General features: G+C 39.7%; 18 protein-coding genes. 6 read left to right on the top strand and 12 right to left on the bottom strand.

The window, feature by feature from the left end:
• Positions 1–2: 2 nt before the first annotated feature.
• Together HT99x_RS02640 and radA are read right to left on the bottom strand one after the other, a co-directional pair.
• Entirely contained in the window at positions 3–767 is a 765-nt protein-coding gene (locus HT99x_RS02640; RefSeq protein ID WP_075065807.1) for a sterol desaturase family protein, read from the bottom strand.
• A gap of 78 nt (positions 768–845) precedes the next feature.
• Entirely contained in the window at positions 846–2,204 is a 1,359-nt protein-coding gene (gene radA / locus HT99x_RS02635) for a DNA repair protein RadA (protein WP_075065808.1), read from the bottom strand.
• Between the two features lie 49 nt (positions 2,205–2,253).
• On the opposite strand from radA, the gene HT99x_RS02630 reads away from it, so the two are divergent.
• From HT99x_RS02630 to HT99x_RS02620, 3 genes are all read left to right on the top strand, one after another.
• The gene (locus tag HT99x_RS02630; RefSeq protein WP_075065809.1) at positions 2,254–2,703 is read left to right on the top strand and encodes a hypothetical protein; all 450 of its coding nucleotides are present in this window, start codon (positions 2,254–2,256) and stop codon (positions 2,701–2,703) included.
• Between the two features lie 124 nt (positions 2,704–2,827).
• Entirely contained in the window at positions 2,828–3,730 is a 903-nt protein-coding gene (locus tag HT99x_RS02625) for a hypothetical protein (protein ID WP_075065810.1), read from the top strand.
• An 87-nt stretch (positions 3,731–3,817) separates the two neighbouring features.
• Positions 3,818–4,567, top strand: a complete 750-nt coding sequence (locus HT99x_RS02620) for a 1-acyl-sn-glycerol-3-phosphate acyltransferase (RefSeq protein ID WP_083482827.1) — start codon at positions 3,818–3,820, stop codon at positions 4,565–4,567.
• Positions 4,568–4,577: 10 nt separating this feature from the next.
• On the opposite strand, the gene HT99x_RS02615 is transcribed toward HT99x_RS02620, so the two are convergent.
• From HT99x_RS02615 to HT99x_RS02605, 3 genes are read right to left on the bottom strand one after another with little or no spacing between them, the layout of a single operon-like run.
• Entirely contained in the window at positions 4,578–5,975 is a 1,398-nt protein-coding gene (locus HT99x_RS02615; protein ID WP_075065812.1) for a multicopper oxidase domain-containing protein, read from the bottom strand.
• Positions 5,976–5,984: 9 nt separating this feature from the next.
• Positions 5,985–7,361, bottom strand: a complete 1,377-nt coding sequence (locus HT99x_RS02610) for a TolC family protein (protein WP_200957107.1) — start codon at positions 7,359–7,361, stop codon at positions 5,985–5,987.
• The gene (locus HT99x_RS02605; protein WP_075065813.1) at positions 7,362–7,610 is read right to left on the bottom strand and encodes a hypothetical protein; all 249 of its coding nucleotides are present in this window, start codon (positions 7,608–7,610) and stop codon (positions 7,362–7,364) included.
• A 222-nt stretch (positions 7,611–7,832) separates the two neighbouring features.
• Between HT99x_RS02605 and HT99x_RS02600 the strand changes: the two genes are divergently transcribed.
• Positions 7,833–8,042 (top strand): hypothetical protein, encoded by a 210-nt coding sequence (locus HT99x_RS02600; RefSeq protein ID WP_075065814.1) that lies wholly within the window; start codon positions 7,833–7,835, stop codon positions 8,040–8,042.
• A gap of 43 nt (positions 8,043–8,085) precedes the next feature.
• Here HT99x_RS02600 and HT99x_RS02595 read toward each other — a convergent pair whose 3' ends face one another.
• From HT99x_RS02595 to HT99x_RS02585, 3 genes are all read right to left on the bottom strand, one after another.
• Entirely contained in the window at positions 8,086–8,655 is a 570-nt protein-coding gene (locus tag HT99x_RS02595) for a hypothetical protein (RefSeq protein ID WP_139016578.1), read from the bottom strand.
• A 274-nt stretch (positions 8,656–8,929) separates the two neighbouring features.
• Entirely contained in the window at positions 8,930–11,797 is a 2,868-nt protein-coding gene (locus tag HT99x_RS02590) for an ankyrin repeat domain-containing protein (protein WP_075065816.1), read from the bottom strand.
• A 553-nt stretch (positions 11,798–12,350) separates the two neighbouring features.
• Positions 12,351–12,542 (bottom strand): hypothetical protein, encoded by a 192-nt coding sequence (locus HT99x_RS02585; RefSeq protein WP_075065817.1) that lies wholly within the window; start codon positions 12,540–12,542, stop codon positions 12,351–12,353.
• A gap of 85 nt (positions 12,543–12,627) precedes the next feature.
• Here HT99x_RS02585 and HT99x_RS02580 point away from each other — a divergent pair, with 85 nt between their 5' ends.
• Positions 12,628–12,882, top strand: coding sequence for a hypothetical protein (locus HT99x_RS02580; protein ID WP_075065818.1), 255 nt, complete (start codon positions 12,628–12,630; stop codon positions 12,880–12,882).
• Between the two features lie 37 nt (positions 12,883–12,919).
• Here the strand turns inward: HT99x_RS02580 and HT99x_RS02575 are convergent, their stop codons facing one another.
• Together HT99x_RS02575 and HT99x_RS02570 are read right to left on the bottom strand one after the other, a co-directional pair.
• Positions 12,920–13,213 carry a hypothetical protein gene (locus tag HT99x_RS02575; protein WP_075067636.1) on the bottom strand — a complete coding sequence of 98 codons (294 nt, stop codon included), beginning with the start codon at positions 13,211–13,213 and terminating at the stop codon, positions 12,920–12,922.
• Positions 13,214–13,443: 230 nt separating this feature from the next.
• Positions 13,444–14,247: a LuxR C-terminal-related transcriptional regulator gene (locus HT99x_RS02570; protein WP_075067637.1), complete on the bottom strand. Its 804-nt coding sequence runs from the start codon at positions 14,245–14,247 to the stop codon at positions 13,444–13,446.
• A gap of 41 nt (positions 14,248–14,288) precedes the next feature.
• Here HT99x_RS02570 and HT99x_RS02565 point away from each other — a divergent pair, with 41 nt between their 5' ends.
• Positions 14,289–15,257 carry an aldo/keto reductase gene (locus HT99x_RS02565; protein WP_075067638.1) on the top strand — a complete coding sequence of 323 codons (969 nt, stop codon included), beginning with the start codon at positions 14,289–14,291 and terminating at the stop codon, positions 15,255–15,257.
• Positions 15,258–15,345: 88 nt separating this feature from the next.
• Here HT99x_RS02565 and ssb read toward each other — a convergent pair whose 3' ends face one another.
• Positions 15,346–15,798, bottom strand: a complete 453-nt coding sequence (ssb, locus tag HT99x_RS02560) for a single-stranded DNA-binding protein (protein ID WP_075067639.1) — start codon at positions 15,796–15,798, stop codon at positions 15,346–15,348.
• Positions 15,791–16,963 carry an MFS transporter gene (locus HT99x_RS02555; RefSeq protein ID WP_075067640.1) on the bottom strand — a complete coding sequence of 391 codons (1,173 nt, stop codon included), beginning with the start codon at positions 16,961–16,963 and terminating at the stop codon, positions 15,791–15,793. The genes ssb and HT99x_RS02555 overlap by 8 nt, the downstream gene beginning before the upstream one ends.
• Between the last annotated feature and the right edge of the window lie 31 nt (positions 16,964–16,994).

Raw genomic sequence — 16,994 nt, 5'->3', positions numbered from 1 at the left:
CTCTATCGAGTAAAAGGATAGTAAAACTGGTAGCGATATGAGCTGGAGTTTAACAGTTGATATTGAATATTCTGCTGGCCACTTTCTTCAAAAGTTTTAAAAATTTTATCCCAAATAATTAAATTAGCACCAAAATTATGCGCTTTTTTTAACATGTTATGATGGCTATGATGCATCCATGGCATAACGATGATTTTTGCCATTGCTTGAATCCATTTTTGTTTGGGCAGTCGCTTGAAATCAATTTTCGAATGTCTAAAAATATCTAAACTTGCTGTTAGCATACTACCCGCAAAAAAACCTTCCGGATTTTGGCATAAATAGCCAATGACAGGATTTATCAGTAAATAGACAAACAAGAAATTCACCCACAAATTATTTCGCGATGTTGCCCAAATATCAACCCGAGGTGAGCTATGGTGGCATTCATGTAGTTTCCATAAAAATGAAAAACGATGGAACAGACGATGTTGCCAATAGTATAGGAAATCAATAACAATAATGTTGAACAAAAATGCACCAAACCAACTTAATTTGAGGGCTCCTGGCTTAAGAAAATCTAATTGGGGAAACAGCGTATAGGCAAACACAATGCCTAAAAGTGGGATTAGCACACCTTGAATAAATAAACCGATTATGTTTAAAAGCCAATCAGATGGTTGGTAGATCTTCGGTTGTTGATAACATGGCAACCATAACTCACCCAAATAGAGTAGAAAAAAGCTTAATGCTGGTAAGCCATAGAACCAATACAACGCTAAATCCATTATGCTAAAAAATAAAACCTAGCTTGCCATTACAGGCTAGGTTTATCAATCCTTCGTAGTTATACAAAGCTTCTAACTTTAATCTAATTTTGACAAGGCCTCTTTGAGTGTTTCTACCGCAAACACTTCCATTCCTTCAGGATTTTGACGGGGTGCATTACCTTTAGGCACGATTGCGCGTTTAAAACCATGTTTTGCTGCTTCAATAATTCGCTCTTGTCCACCCGGCACAGGACGTAATTCTCCCCCCAAGCCAATTTCGCCAAAAACGACAGTCCCTTTGTCTAATATTTTATCGCGAAAGCTGGTTAATACTGCGACAACAATCGCTAAATCCGCTCCCGTTTCTGTCACCTTCACGCCCCCAACCACATTCAGAAAAACATCCATCTGATGCATGGTGATCCCAGAATGACGATGAAGCACGGCTAACAGCAAGGCTAAACGATTATGATCATATCCCACCGTAACTCTTCTTGGGACACCATGACTATCATCAACCAACGCTTGGATTTCAAGTAATAGTGGACGACTCCCTTCCCACGACACTAACACAATGGTTCCAGAAGACGGCTTGGCGGTTCGTGATAAGAATATCGCAGAAGGATTATTCACCTCACGTAATCCTTTATCCGTCATCGCAAAAATACCTAATTCATTCACTGCGCCAAAGCGATTTTTAATTGCACGAACAATACGAAATCGACTTTCTTTTTCGCCTTCAAAATACAATACCGTGTCGACCATATGCTCTAACACACGAGGCCCTGCAATAGCACCGTCTTTATTAACGTGTCCAACCAGGTATAAGGAAATACCCGATTGTTTAGCAAAGCGGACTAAGAGAGCCGCACTTTCTCGTACTTGGCTTACCGATCCTGGTGCTGATTGAATTAATTGCGTAAAGATCGTTTGAATAGAATCAATGACCATGACACTGGGTTTTAATGTCGTTGCTAAAGCAATGATGGTTTCTACTTGCGTTTCTGCCAACAATTTCAATGGCATCTGCCCCACACCTAAACGTTTTGCGCGCAATGAAACTTGCTGTAATGACTCTTCCCCTGTCACATATAATGCTTTATCAGGTTCGGGTAAGTGCGCTAAAGCTTGTAACAATAAGGTAGATTTACCAATACCGGGATCGCCACCAATTAAAATAACGGATCCCATGACTAGACCGCCACCTAGTACTCTATCCAGCTCTTCTAGTCCGGTTGAAAGTCGCTCAGTTTGGGTGGTTGAAATTTGAGGTAACGCAATGATGCTTGCTTCACTTGCCCCTGCATAACCTTGCCAACGTCCGCTATTAGGTGTCTTCGAAATAGCAATTTCTGTCAGGCTATTCCAAGCACCGCAATCTGTACATTGTCCCAGCCATTTAGGGCTGACACTTCCACACGCTGAACAAGAATACTGTGTTTTAACCTTTGTCATATTTTGTTAACTTTCTAAAGTTTGATTAATAAATGCCGATATCCCGCATATGAGCACCTATATTGCCAATGAAATACTCATCAATGCCTCGCGGGTAAAACCGGATCACAGGCCAGACATTCATGAGTTCGTTTTAAACGAAAATCTGCATGTCATTGAATGTGTTCACGTGGAATCTCTGGCAGAAGGTATTGTATACCCCATACACGACTTCCGTGTTACTTTACATGGGGTATTATTTGAACTCAATCATGTTCGTGTAAACCCTCGTCTAGATAATACCTTTATGATTGCTCAGTTAACCAAGGCATTGGCTGATATTGGCGTCAATGTGTACAACACCCCTTCTTCCGATGCGATGGCTGTTTGTTATCGTCCTCTGGGTGAAATCACTGAAAATGTTCGATTTTATTTTAATGAATCAGGCAGTTGCGTTTTCCTTTGCCCTAATGCCAAACTCAGAGCAGTCCCTTCTCCTAAGCATATCCATTTTGGCTAACTCTCTTTATTCTTACAAAAGCTTGTAAGTTTACTCATAAAACTTTATGATGCCGCCCCTCAGCAAGGAAGCCTGTTATTGATTGATCGATTGATTTATTTATTTACTTAACAGCAGGTATCAAATGTCTCAAAATGGCCCTCAAGATTTTCAAATTAAACATCATGTTGCAAGCCCCCTCAAGCATAAAGTCATGACTTCATTGCCAAAAGATGAAAAAATTTTAGCGCTAAAAACACTTAAAAAAGATGAACCTCAATTATTCGCTGATATTATGGCGAGCTTAAAGCAAGTGTATTCTTACATCACCGATCGTCAGTATGTTGAAGACACCCCCACTTTTTTTCATCATAACGCCAGTGCCGCATTGTATGAAGAACATTGTCGCACCAAGATAAAAAATAAAAGCCATGGATTAAAACTCGGCGGTATTTATTGCAACCTTAAAAAAACATTAACTAAAATCCAACAAGCTTTAAGACAAAAGAAACTGTGTGAACAGCAAGATATTTTACGAGACTTTGAAGCCGAATTTATTTGGCACATTAACATTTGCATCCATGTGTTGCCTTTACTCTCAGAGGAGCTAAAAGCACATCTTGCAAAGCATAATGCCTTGAAAGTCGATGAACTTCAGGCAATGCCCGTTTCTCCACAAAAAAGAAAACGGGTCAGCGATATGCACCCTGCTACACCCGAAAAAATAAAATCATTACCTTTTGCAGAACGCCAAACCCCTAAGAAAATGAGCTCAGAAGATAAAAAGAGTGAGGCATTGATTCGCAAAAATGGCTCTCCATCTAAAGTGAGAAGAACATCCCCTCTTTTTTCATCCGTTGCCAGTATTTTGAACACGCATCCATGCATATTAGAGATGAAAAATAAGGCTGATGCAGAAGACACCCCCGCCTTGAATGCGAGAGTTGCTTTAACGTTTCAGTTTGACATGCAAAAGGAAGAAGAGAAGCTGCCAAAACGATTAGAGCCTGAAAATATCGAAAATAAAACGTCTACTTTAAAAGTGTAGTCATCTCACAAAGTGGCAAGAGAGGCTTGCGAGTCTTAGTCGGGTTGCATAAGCTAAGATATAGGCCTCTCACTTTAAGCCATACTGATGATTCTTTCACTATTGTCATTACTTCGTACCCTAATCGGCTGGATTGATCTGGCCGTACTAACATTATTTCTTTATCTATTTAGTTTCTTGCCCAAGAAAATGCTTGGCACATGGTATCGTCTTTGTTATCGATATTGGAGCATGGTTTTTGTTCGTGCGCTACGCGTCGAACTTTATTTACATCAAAAGAATCATCAACCATTACCCTCGCAATATATTTTGATTGGTAACCATCCTTCCGCGCTAGAAGATATTGGCATGCCAGCCTTATTTGATGTGTACTACTTAGCCAAAATTGAAGTCAAAGATTGGTGGATTGTCGGGCGCATTAGCAAGGCTGTAGGTACTTACTATGTCGATAGGGAATCAAAAGATTCCAGACAAAATGCTTCAGAAGAACTAAAACAAACCTTATTGTCACAACATATCAATATCGGGTTATATCCAGAAGGGGGATGTAAAGGCCGTCGCATTTTTACCCCCTTTCGTTATGGCGCATTTGATTTGTCTATCCAAACAGGGGTTCCCATTGTCCCTGTTTTTTTACATTATGAAGCCCAGGCTGATTTTGAATGGCAACATCAACATTTGTTACACAAGCTGTGGATGATTTTGACGGCACAAAATCATCGCGCCAATTATTATGTTTACGATGCGATTGATCCTAAAAATTTTCCTTCTAAAGAAGCTTTTTGTGAGCATATACAAAAGTTATATTTAGAATGGCAAAGGCGGTATTTAGATTAGTCTTTTTCCGTTACGTTGCACAATGATGCTTGTTTGGCTTACGCACTTTTAACTCAATCTCGTTTGGCATTTTAGTTTCTGTCGTTGCTCGATGAGGTTCGTCGATATTTCCCGTCCATTCATATGCGACAGTCCCTTTAGGGTGTTGGTACCAACCTGGATCTTGATAATTCCCTGGCGGCTGATTTTCTCGTACTTTAACCACCGTAAACATACCGCCCATTTCAATGGGGCCAAATTGTCCTGTCCCGGTCATCATGGGTAAAGTATTTTTAGGTAATGGCATATGCATTTCACCCATACTTGCCATCCCATCTTCACCCATTGGCATATAATCGGGAATTAATTTTCTTATTTTATCGTTTACCCCTTTGGTATCGACCCCAATCATCGTTGGCACATCATGTCCCATTGCATTCATCGTATGATGTGCTTTGTGACAATGAAAAGCCCAATCACCCGGTAAGCTTGCATCAAATTCAAGAGCACGCATTTGTCCTACCGCAATATCGGTTGTGACTTCAGGCCAACGTGCTTCCGGTTTTATCCAGCCACCATCAGTCCCTGCAACAACAAAGTCTACTCCGTGTAAATGGATGGGGTGATTGGTCATGGTAAGATTGCCAACACGAATGCGCACGCGATCGCCCTGGCGACAAACTAAAGGATCAATTCCTGGAAATACCCGACTATTAAAAGCCCATAAATTAAAATCTAGCATGGTGCTTACTTTGGGGGTATAACTGCCAGGATCAATATCATAAGATGCCAATAGGAAGCAAAAATCACGATCAACTTTCATGAATTCAGGATCTTTAGGATGGGTTACCCAAAATCCCATCATCCCCATTGCCATTTGTACCATTTCATCGGCATGTGGGTGATACATGAATGTGCCACTGCGTCTTGCTTCAAACTCATATACAAAGGTTTTACCGGGTTTGATTTGTGGTTGCGTTAATCCACCAACACCATCCATCCCATTGGGCAAAGGTTGACCATGCCAATGGATGCTGGTGTGCTCTGGTAATCGATTGGTGACAAAAATACGGACCTTGTCTCCTTCTACCACTTCGATTGTTGGTCCAGGAGATTGTCCATTATAACCCCACAAATGCGCTTTCATACCAGGGGCAAATTCACGAACAACAGGCTCTGCCACTAAATGAAATTCTTTCCAACCATTTTTGATGCGCCAGGGTAACGACCAACCATTTAATGTCACGACAGGATTAAAAGGTCGCCCATTTTCAGGCAATGTCGGTAATTGGGTGTTAGGTGTATTAACCGTTGCTATTTCGGGTAAACCTGCAAGCGCAACTTTACTGACAGAGGTTGCAGCAAATGCTGCACCTAGTCCAATCGCTCCTTTTGCTGCGCCTTTGATAAAGTGACGTCTTGAAACCATTCTGTCCTCTTAATTCACCGCATGCGAAGGTGAGGTTACCATCAGCGTTGTTTGCAGATCCGCTTGGGCAAGCCAAAAATCTCGTAATGCTTCAATGTAGGCATTGACACTCATGATTTGTTCTCGCTCATCCTCGAGCAATTCAAAAGTACCAATTAACATTCCGTTATAACGCAATAAACTTTCATCTAATATATTTTTACGTAAGGAGACAATTTCATCCCGATAAAATTTTGCTTTATCATAATGAATACGATAAATCTGATATGCTTCTCGTACTTCAGAGCGGGCATTAATAGCCACTTCTCGCAAATGCCATACCGACTGCATATAAATATCTTGTGCTTTTGAAACTTTAGCATCACCCCAATCAAATAGTGGTATTTCGAGCGCGATAGCATATCCGGTTTGATGTGGTCTATCGTCTGAACTGTTGCGGATATATCCTAAATCAAAAACATCAATAAAACGTGTCGCCTTGGTTAATTTTAATGCTTTGCATTTTTTATCGATTTCATGCTTGATTGCTTGAATATCTAAACGCAAACACAATGCTTGCTTTTCAAGCTCATCGGGTTCTTGTACCGATGAGGGTAATTCCGGTAATCGTGCAGGTAATTTAAAAGCAATTTGCTCTCCCCACAGTCCCAACAAACGTGTTAATCGTTCTCGCTCTTTTATTGCCTGTAATTTGGCATCCGCAAGTTGCGCCATGATTTGCGCATAAAAAGCTTGTTCACGCGCTTGTTGTAAGCGATTCCAATTTCCTACCTCTACCATTCTCTGTGCTAACTGCGCACTAGCTTGTGAGGCTTCTTTCACTTTTTCTAAATATCCGACTATCTGCTGGGCAGCGATAGCTGAATAGTAGGCCTTGGTCGTTTGCGTTGCTATTTCTAAAATATCGATTGCTGCTTGCAATTTAGCTTGTTGGAAATGCTGTTTTTCAATGGCAGAACGCATTGGCATTGTCAAAAAACTCATCACATCGAAAACGGCAGCTCGCTCTATATCATATTCATCACTGACGGGATTAAGCTTGGCATAAGAAAGACTGGGATTACGTATTCTACCTGATTGTACTAAATCCGCTTCTGCGATACCTAAATCCATTAATGCTTTTTGTAAAGCTGGATTATTCATTAATGCAATACTAACAACCTTATCTGCAACTAAGATTTCTTCTAACATGGCATTAACAATTTCTTGCTGCGCTGCTCTTTGTTCATCGGTTCGCAACCAAACAGGTTGCTGAATAACTCTCTCTTGCACAAGAGAACTGACCTCACAAAATCCGCCATCTTTTGAAAAAGTGCTACATCCACTCAAATAAAGTAATGTTAAAAAAGCGCATGGAATTTTAAAGCATGTGTTTATGTGCGCCACCTAGTGATTTCCTTTATGCGCAGGCTTCATAGGCTGCATCCGTTGATTCATAACCGTTTCATTTGCTTTACGCCAAGACTCTAGTTTCATCGGACCTTGAGGCTCGTAATCATGAAAGGGGGAAATATAATGAATATGGGAAACACAAGCATTGGGATCGTCTGGCTCCATCGCTTCTAGAAGCTGTTCTGGTTGAGCACACAGCCCGAAACTGATGAAGATCATTCCTAATGTAAGAACATTCTTCATTACAGAAAACCAACGCAAAGACGATAGTTTTTTATCATACTCATACTCATTTCCTTATGTGATATGACATTGATGAATTATGTTATAACAATTAGGCAATAACAGAGAAATAAAGTTAATAGATTGATAATGGTATAATCCTATTGACCATAAAAAGATATCAGCTTATTTCTCTTACTTAGCAAAAGATCCTATATACCCCAATTTTCATAAAGGTGAAAAATGAAACGACTCAATCAAGCAGAATTAAATAACATTGCAGGTGGTAACCTAAATGAGGTTAATTGTGAATGCTGGAAAGTGATGGGCTTAATGGGCTTTCTTGCGTTTTATGGTGATGTAACAGAAGATTATGCGTTGGCACAAGTGGATATTGTTTGCTCTGAAAGGGAACAAGATATCGCAATGGAATTGGCTAAGGTTTATTATTAACTGTCACGCCAGCGAAAGCTGGCACCTAGCACTTTTAGAAGTGCTAAATGAGCGATGGAACTCTTTTTTCATCCGTCGTTTCCTGTCCACCATAAGCTTCCATAAGAATCTTCTCATATTCAGTATGCCAATTTAATAGTTCTTGCTCACTTTCTGAGAGTGCAGGGGTAGGATTATAAAATAAACCTTTTACATACTTTGAAGTTTTATCCCAGGCTGCTTTTCGAGCATCACGTTCTATATTCTTTTTTACCGTGTTTACCACATAGGCACCAGAACCATATGCGATACCCCATATCATTTTTTCAACAGTTGATGAGACATTATCTTCAAAGCTTGATGCTTTGTTATCTTCTAAAGAGAAATGGATGTTTTTTAATTCAGCGGTGCAATTTTCAAGCCGAGAATTTAAAGATTCAATGACTCTCAAATTACCGATACAAATATCCTTTAGTTCATCAAGTTTACCCTGTTGAATATAATGATAAATGCTCACAGCAGTTAATCCGCTTAAAGTCATTAAGGCTAAAATTTGCCATCCAGATAATTCTGAGGGCGAACCCAGTCCTTGAAATTCTTTTTTAATTTTTTTAGACGTTTTATGTTTCATCATCAACTCTGAGGCTCAATTAGTAAAAGTTGATCAAGAATATCGACATGCCTACTTATATTTCAATTTAATGCAGACCAGTGGTTTCAAAGATTGGATAAGGCAAGGAGGTTGTATTTCCCCAGATGCTAGTCATCGGCACCAAATTAAAACAGTAACTCGAACTCAGGGTTTATTCGAAAAATATTTTATTGCCAACTTCCCTCAGTTTGACCGCGGGATCCAGAATTGCTCATAGCCGCAGTCAAACCACAGTAAATAGCCAGGTTCTTTATCCCTAAGCGGAATATCTTTTGCGTTTTTCTTCTTTTTTCGTCACTACTTCATCGATGACATAAAGTCTTTTGGTTTGATTTTCAACCTTGATCTCTTGTCTAACTTGGCCACGAGCACGAAGATGACCTTCTGTGCCTAATATCTTTAGTCTTGCTGTCGCTATTTGTTGCGGTCTGCCATGAGGATTGAAAATGCTAGATGTTCCTAATTTTACACCTTGTTTATTAAAACCTCTTTCTGGAATACTAGGAATCGTATGATATCCCACGTGTCGATTATAGATAAGTCCCAAAAAAGGCGAAAATTCTCCAGCATTCGATAACGTAAGAAATAAAACGTTATCTGGAATTCCGCTACCGGTAATCGGAATAATAGGTGAGAATCCATCAGGACGGATAAACCCATAATTTTCATCTGAGGTTGTACTGCTTGTCTCTGTTTCCTTCTCAGCTTCCTTCTCTTTACCTTTTCTTTTGGCAGGATCAGCAGTTCCTTTTCGCTTTTCTTTTGGCTTTTCTTTTGGCTTTTTCGGTTTTTGCATTTGGATGGTTAGCGCATTAAATTGATGCGTCATACTATCAACGAGGTCGACCTTGCTACCCTCACTCGCACTCATTTTCGACTCAGTTAATCCATGCTTGAGTGATAAGAGCGCAACCAAGCTTCTTACTGCTGCAATGCAATCGGCAGATCCGACAAATGCTTCCGTAAAAATGAGTACTCCTCTTGCTTCCTCATATTGAATGAGAGGGTGATTTTCAAGAAATTGCTTGAATAAATATTGATTGCCGCCATGTAGATCTTTTTGCTGCAAACAATAACTTAAGCTGAATGCCTCACAACTGATGGAGCCTAATACTGCCAATATTACCTTTAATTGCTGAATACCTTCATGTTTACATTCAGCGCATTCATTGTAGAGAGCTTGTAAAAGAAATTCACTTCTTTCAATATCTTCTCTTGTTTCTAATTGAAGGCTTTTTAAATGTTCTATTGTCGCATTCAACAATGTTATGACAGCGTTATAGCGTTGTTGTTCTTTGAGTGCATTTTTGATAGCCATAATTAATACTAACATTTCGACATGAGGAAATGTCCTCTTATCACAAAATGGCATTGCGCGAATAATATTTTCTAACGCTTTATCTATCCATCTCTCGTTTAAGGCTGCGCTAGCAAGGATGATTAAACAATGAGAAGCAAACATCCCTAAAGACTTTTTGTCCTCAGTCGAGGCTAACTCAAAAAGCTTTTCTAGAGAAGAAAGCGGCTGCCTAACCATAGAAAATGCTAAATAGCCACTTCCCACTTTTAAATGCGCCCCAGCAATGTTTATCGCAATTTTTGCTTGCAGTTCGACTAATCTCATATATAACGGAATAGCATTTTGACGAAGCAGATTCCCCTTTTGTTTGATAACAGATTTTAAGGCTGAATGAAAAGTTGAACCATATGTCTCTAGGGAAACAACATTTCCAATCTCTAGCAAAGAATATATTTTATTAGCCATATCAGCAGGGATTTCATCAAAAATGGTCCCTCTCACGCCTATAACACTTGCTGCCGCTTCGTGCTCTGCAAAATCTAGCATTTGATCCAACGCATTAAAATAAGCATCAAGCATGCCCTCATAACTCAAATACCTTTCATCTTCTGATAGAGTACTAACGTTAAGACTTTTAATGCATTTATCGAATTTAAAACGTTTTTCATTAAACGCAATATAATACAGCTGCATCTTTTGGGAAAATTCTGAAAAATCATCTCTTTTCATCCTTGCCACATCAGGAGGAGCAAGGTTAAGACTTGGAAACGGAGTGAATAAACTTTGTGCCGTACTCATGATTTCTTCTGGCAAAAATGCTTGAATTTCTTTAACGTGCGGTAAATGCCGAACACTGCCACAAGTAGCACGAGCAATTTGTGCTAAATGAAACTCCCATTTTGTGGGATGGCTTTGTGCTAATTTAAGCGCTAGTTCGAGCGTTTGCAAATTAGGGATGTTTCTTACGTATCTACCGTCTGCACTACATTGATAATATTGTAATAAAAATTTCCCTATGTTCTCTCGCTTTAATTCTAGCAAATTTAATGCTGCCTCTGGGATTGTTGAAGAATCAAGCCCGGCACCTGCAGCGAGTAACGCATTGATTGATTTTATTCTATCACTTCTTTCCACTTCCTTATTCATTAACACGATGTCTAAGGGCTTTCTTAACTTTTCTTGAAAAAGGGTGGAAGCTGGTGATATTTGCGTACATTTAAGCATACAAGCAATGCACTCATGATGGCAAAGGAATAAGGCAATGTGATAAGGGGTATAGCCTTGTTGATTAACCATCTCAAGATTTTTATTAGGTGCACTTAATAAATACTCAACAACTTCACAAGAGCAATACTCCGTTGCAATATGTAAAGGAGTATTAAAATCTTTAAACTGCATGGTACGCAGCGCGGGTTCTTTGATAAAAAGTGCCTCTACGACTTTTAACTGATTTCTTTGAAGAGCATCATAGACCGATGCATAACCGGAAAATTGAGCAAATTGCTGAGATTGAACATTCAATATTTTATCTACTTTTCCTATTAAGTAGATCGCAGCTTCTTCATGAGAATTTCCGATCGCTATCTCGAGTGGCGTTTTCCCATTATTCAGCGCCAAGTTGGGATTAGCCTGCTTTTCTTCTATTAAGAATCTTAATATTCGCACATAACCAAGCCGTGCTGCTTCGGCAACGGGAGTAGCCCCGCGTTTTTTGACATTTCTAGTCGTGGTTAAAATAGGTGTTTTTTCGAGCTCTTTTCTTAGCTTAGCTAATTTTTGTTCTTCATTTAGATCTTTGCTCGAAATAATTTCTATCAATGTCATGCTACGTTCGTTCCCAGGTAATTAATAAGCAATCGCGACGTTAGCAAAGCCATTTTTTCAAGTCAATGAAGAGACACTTAAAAACAATTTTTTCATGTTCAGAAAATTCATTTCGAATCATTCATTCGTTTTTTATTCGAAAAAATATTTTGTGTTTTGAATTGGAAGCTTGCACCCTATTAATATGAAAGTTTAGTTCTAAACTATTTCTTGATTATTTTGCAAAAAGTTCGAAATAACAGAACTGCTTATTTTACTTTATTTTGAGCTGTTGCATGTCAGCGTTGATTGCGAGCAGAAGCTATCTGTAATAGATTGAAAAAACACTAAAATATCACAGCGTACGCGACTCGCCCGGCAAGCCTTGGCGTAGTGGGGAGCAATCTATCTGAATATATTTTTTACGGAGCGCGGTCAGATGCATACTCAGATGGATTGCCACGCAAAAGACGGAGCAAATTTTGTGGGGAACTCTCAGAGACAAGCCACGAAAGAGATAGAAAACACCGTTAAATCATCTCATATGCATCGCACAACAAAAAGCCTCCTACCGTTACTCCGTTAGCATGACAGCACCCAGCGGTCCTGCAACATATTCTCCAATCAGGATGGTATTGATACCAATAATCCCTAAGCCAATAAAATCATTGGTGGTAAATGTCCCCGAACCAGAAACGATACACGTTTCTTGATAAGTTAATGCTTGCACGCTATTTCTTCCATTGCTGAATAAATAGAACGTCATTATATTGCTCTATTTCAGCAAAAACTATGACAAACTTCTTTAATATGCTATCTTTCGCGTCATAATCATAAATTTTGGTGACTAAATGAAAGAGCTTGCATTACTTGAATGTACATCTATTTCTGCCGGTTTAAGCACACTCGAATGTGTTTATGGGATTTTTTCTGGCCTTGTGATTGGTAGCATCTGCAGTATTGATACCGGTGTTAAAGGCTTCATCGTTGGTGGTGTTACCGGTTTTGTTTTTGGTGGAATTATTGTGCCTGTTATGACAGAAGGCTTGAGCAAAGCCATCAATCATTTATACGGCCAGGTTTCTTATGATGATTATGATTGGTAATTACCAATAAAAAACCCTCTTTCGAGGGTTTTTTATTCTATGAATTTTCTGCATTATAAAGAGCCATTCCCACCCCAACTATTACCCCAGCGGTCCAAGATATCCCTAAGCCCATCCAAAATACTGTCATAAAGCTATTTTCTATTGTCAACAAAGTTCCAGTCATCATTGTCACCGAGTGATTAGTACAAAGCCCATAAATACCACTCGCTGCGCCCCCAAGTAGAGCGCCAAAAAAGGAATATTCTTGCATTGAACTTAACATTTCTTCTGGCGTTACTTGCCGGCCGCCACTCACTTCATGGATTTCAGAATATGATAGTAATTTCATAAGCATCTCTTTCTTAACTGCGAAAATATCGCATTTTAAATCACTTTACTGAATAAAAATACTACACCTGCGCGCTTTATTAACCAGTATGTTGAGAATTTCTACACATACTGGTTGATATTTTTTTACTAGTCTAACGCGCATCATATATCCAATAAAGTTGACTTAATAAGTTAGGGCCTAATTTCCGTATTTTTTACGGATATTTATGAGAACTGGATATTGCTAATTTATTTGTAAAGTAAAAGTTCATGTATTTTGCCAATAAGTTCTGTTTTGGTATGGCAATCAAGTTTTTCTTTAAGGTGTTTTATATGGGTTTCGACTGTTCTTGGAGAAAGGAATAAAGCTTGGGCTATCAATCGTGCTGATTTACCTTGAAGCAGTAATTTTGCGCAATCTAGTTCACGAGCAGATAAGCGAACACCGTTACCAACATGCAATTTGTTAAAATGAAGGATTTTTTCGACGTTAATAGCTGAATTTGCAGGAAGCCCCTGCTCTTGTGAGTAAACTTTGTTGAATTTTTTGGGGATAATAATACGATGTTGATCTGCCTTCCTTAAAAGATGGCTGGCTTTTTCTTTAAAATAAAAAGTAAATTGATGTAAAAAATCTAAATGATTGAGTAACAAATTAGCAACGAAGGGTTTGTCGCTTGTGGTCCCAAAAAAATAAAGCTCACAACCATCCGCTGTTTTTTGAATGATGCTCATTCCATGATCAATGTTAAAACAGCGTGCCTCACTTAATATAGGCTGATGATGAGTGAGATGGGACCAAATTGCATAACCCGATTGGAGTTTGCTCGGATGTTGTTCAAAACCACTATTTAAATACAGCGCGTTTTTATAATAATGTTCAATCCAAGCAGGTTGATTCGTAAGACGGATTTCTGAGCCATCATGATAATTTTTAGCATAGACCAAACTGGTGATACCCAAATATTTTTTTAAAGGGCGCGCAATTTCATCGACGTCTTGACTAGATGCCAGCGCGATAGCTAAATTTGAAAACAATGAAGGATTAACCATAGACTCGGCATTTTATATTCTTCATAACAAAAGGCAATTTTATGCAAAAACGTAAACTGGGAAAGTTAAAACTTGAAGTATCCGCGTTAGGGCTCGGGTGTATGGGCATGTCGATGGGCTATGGGCGCGCAGATGATCAAGAGTCCATTAAAACGCTTCATTATGCGATTGAGAAGGGCATTTCATTTCTAGACACTTCTGATTTATATGGTATGGGTCACAACGAAATCCTTATTGGAAAAGCATTATCAGGCTCTAGACGCGATAAAGTAGTGCTTGCGACTAAATGTGGATTTGTAGACATGGTAAAAGTAGATGGCTCGCCACAACATATCAAAAAAGCCTGTGACGCCAGTTTAAAGCGATTAGGGTTAGAGGTGATCGATCTATACTATTTGCATCGAGCCGATAAAAATATTCCTATTGAAGAATCGGTAGGTGCTTTTGCCGATTTAGTCACAGCAGGGAAGATCCTTCATATCGGCTTATCTGAAGTAACACCTGCCACCTTAAAACGAGCAGCAACGGTACATCCCATCACTGCGCTGCAGTCTGAATACTCATTATGGGAAACCAAGCCTGAAAGTGACATTTTGCCTCTATGTGACGAATTAGATATCGGGTTTGTTCCTTATAGTCCATTAAGTCGAGGTTTTTTATCGGGTCAATATCGAAAAACGGAAAATTTTGAAGAAGGAGATTTTCGTCGACTTTTACCCAAATTCCAAAGTACTAATTTAGAACATAACTTACAGATCGTCGATAAATTAATCCGCTTTTCTAAAGATAAAGGATGTACGGCTGCTCAGCTTGCTCTGGCCTGGCTATTGGCGCAAGGGCAAAACATTGTCCCCATTCCGGGAACTCGCTCTATCTACCGATTAAATGAAAACATAGGTGCCTTAGATGTGCATTTATCAGCAGCTGAGCTAAATGAAATGCGCGATTTTCTCAAAACGCATCAAGCGATTGGCAAGCAATATCCCGATGAATTTAATTTTGAGGTTTAAACTCGCGCTGTTGTCAGGCATAAAAAAGCCTCTGATATCTTTACAGATAGAAGAGGCTGATTATTTAAAACACTTTCGTTTTATTGAATCAGAACGGAATATCATCATCAAAATCATGACTCGTTGGCGCGGGTGCTTCTTGCGCCATGGGAGCTGCACTTCTGCTACCTTGGTTAGATTGCGTACGAGGAGCATCAGAGCCACCTTTGCCATCTAGCATTTGCATTTCTGCAGCAACAATCTCAGTGGTATAACGTTCAACACCGGATTGATCTTGCCATTTACGGGTACGCAAGCTGCCTTCCACAAACACTTTGCTACCTTTGCGTAAATATTCGCCAGCAATTTCTGCTAAACGGTTGAAAAACACCACACGATGCCATTCTGTTCTGTCTTGTTGCTCGCCCGTTTGCTTGTCTTTCCAGCTTTCACTGGTCGCAATGGTGACATTGGTAACAGCGCCGCCACTTGGCATGTAACGCACTTCAGGATCTGCTCCCAAGTTACCAATTAAAATTACTTTATTAATACCTCTAGCCATTTTTAACCCCCAGATTATTAGATTTAAATTGTTGAATCGCAACCCAACCAATGCTTATCAGTAACAAGCAAGTGATGCTAACGCCTTGCGCACCAAATTGTTGTAGTACACGTCCTCCTAATGCCCCGCCACAAAACATCCCTAAAAATTGCGCGCAAGAATACATTCCTAATGCCGATCCTTTACTTTCTTTGGGTGCTACTTTTGACACCATCGAAGGTAAACACGCTTCTAAAAAATTAAATGCCACAAAAAAGAGCACGACTGCAATGGTAAAAAGGCCCACTTGGGTTGTGTTCATAAAAGCAAAGATCGTCACTCCTAACCCGAGCACCGCCACGGGTAATAACCTGCGTTGCCAATCCCCTTTGTCCGCGATGCGTAACAAGGGTGTTACTAACAATAAAGAAGCGAGTAATACCGGTAAATAAAAACGCCACACTTGGTCTGAAATAAAACCGGTGACTGCCTCAATTTTGCTGGGTAATACCAAAAAGCTCGCAATCAATACCGCATGTAACATAAAAATACTGATATGCAAAGCCCATAATTGACCTTGTTGCGTAATTAAACGTAATTGTTCACGCAATGATAAAGCCACCGGAGAAACCGGCTTGTGTGGTTTTAGCAAACATAATAAACCAATGCCCACAACCGCTAAGATAGCAGTCAAGGTAAAAATACCTTGTAAACCAATGTAGGCATCAAAGATGGGCCCTAATAAAATCGCTAACGTAAACGTTAAGCCAATCGTAATACCAATTAATGCCATTGCCCGCGTACGTACTTCTTCTCGAGTCACGTCGGTAACTAAAGCCAAAATCGGAGAACCAATGGCACCGGCGCCTTGTATGGCTCTGCCTAAAATTAATCCGCCAATAGAACCTGAAAAGGCAGCTACCATACTTCCAAGTGCAAAAATGGAGAGCCCGCCAATAATCACGGGTTTGCGCCCCCAACGATCGGAAAGAACGCCACAGGGTAACTGGAGTAAGGCCTGCGAAAAGCCATAAATCCCAGCCGCTAAACCGATTAAGGCGGGAGTCGCACCAGGGATTTTTTGTGCATAAAGCGCCAACACCGGCAAAACCATAAAAAGGCCCAGCATGCGCAATGCAAAAACTAATGAGAGAATAAGAGTACTCTTAAGCTCTGTTAAGGTCATGCGGATCAACGTAATGATTTCCTCTTAAAGG

It is taken from the genome of Candidatus Berkiella aquae, assembly GCF_001431295.2.
Classification (GTDB): domain Bacteria; phylum Pseudomonadota; class Gammaproteobacteria; order Berkiellales; family Berkiellaceae; genus Berkiella; species Berkiella aquae.
The sequence above is the reverse complement of the archived record's forward strand: the minus strand, read 5'-3'. Positions and strand labels throughout refer to the sequence as shown.

Bases quoted from the DNA above. Each gene is read 5' to 3' on its own strand.
- HT99x_RS02640 (WP_075065807.1), bottom strand. From the start codon at position 767: ATGGATTTAGCGTTGTATTGGTTCTATGGCTTACCAGCATTAAGCTTT.
- radA (WP_075065808.1), bottom strand. From the start codon at position 2,204: ATGACAAAGGTTAAAACACAGTATTCTTGTTCAGCGTGTGGAAGTGTC.
- HT99x_RS02630 (WP_075065809.1), top strand. From the start codon at position 2,254: ATGAGCACCTATATTGCCAATGAAATACTCATCAATGCCTCGCGGGTA.
- HT99x_RS02625 (WP_075065810.1), top strand. From the start codon at position 2,828: ATGTCTCAAAATGGCCCTCAAGATTTTCAAATTAAACATCATGTTGCA.
- HT99x_RS02620 (WP_083482827.1), top strand. From the start codon at position 3,818: ATGATTCTTTCACTATTGTCATTACTTCGTACCCTAATCGGCTGGATT.
- HT99x_RS02615 (WP_075065812.1), bottom strand. From the start codon at position 5,975: ATGGTTTCAAGACGTCACTTTATCAAAGGCGCAGCAAAAGGAGCGATT.
- HT99x_RS02605 (WP_075065813.1), bottom strand. From the start codon at position 7,610: ATGAAGAATGTTCTTACATTAGGAATGATCTTCATCAGTTTCGGGCTG.
- HT99x_RS02600 (WP_075065814.1), top strand. From the start codon at position 7,833: ATGAAACGACTCAATCAAGCAGAATTAAATAACATTGCAGGTGGTAAC.
- HT99x_RS02595 (WP_139016578.1), bottom strand. From the start codon at position 8,655: ATGATGAAACATAAAACGTCTAAAAAAATTAAAAAAGAATTTCAAGGA.
- HT99x_RS02590 (WP_075065816.1), bottom strand. From the start codon at position 11,797: ATGACATTGATAGAAATTATTTCGAGCAAAGATCTAAATGAAGAACAA.
- HT99x_RS02585 (WP_075065817.1), bottom strand. From the start codon at position 12,542: ATGACGTTCTATTTATTCAGCAATGGAAGAAATAGCGTGCAAGCATTA.
- HT99x_RS02580 (WP_075065818.1), top strand. From the start codon at position 12,628: ATGAAAGAGCTTGCATTACTTGAATGTACATCTATTTCTGCCGGTTTA.
- HT99x_RS02575 (WP_075067636.1), bottom strand. From the start codon at position 13,213: ATGAAATTACTATCATATTCTGAAATCCATGAAGTGAGTGGCGGCCGG.
- HT99x_RS02570 (WP_075067637.1), bottom strand. From the start codon at position 14,247: ATGGTTAATCCTTCATTGTTTTCAAATTTAGCTATCGCGCTGGCATCT.
- HT99x_RS02565 (WP_075067638.1), top strand. From the start codon at position 14,289: ATGCAAAAACGTAAACTGGGAAAGTTAAAACTTGAAGTATCCGCGTTA.
- ssb (WP_075067639.1), bottom strand. From the start codon at position 15,798: ATGGCTAGAGGTATTAATAAAGTAATTTTAATTGGTAACTTGGGAGCA.
- HT99x_RS02555 (WP_075067640.1), bottom strand. From the start codon at position 16,963: ATGACCTTAACAGAGCTTAAGAGTACTCTTATTCTCTCATTAGTTTTT.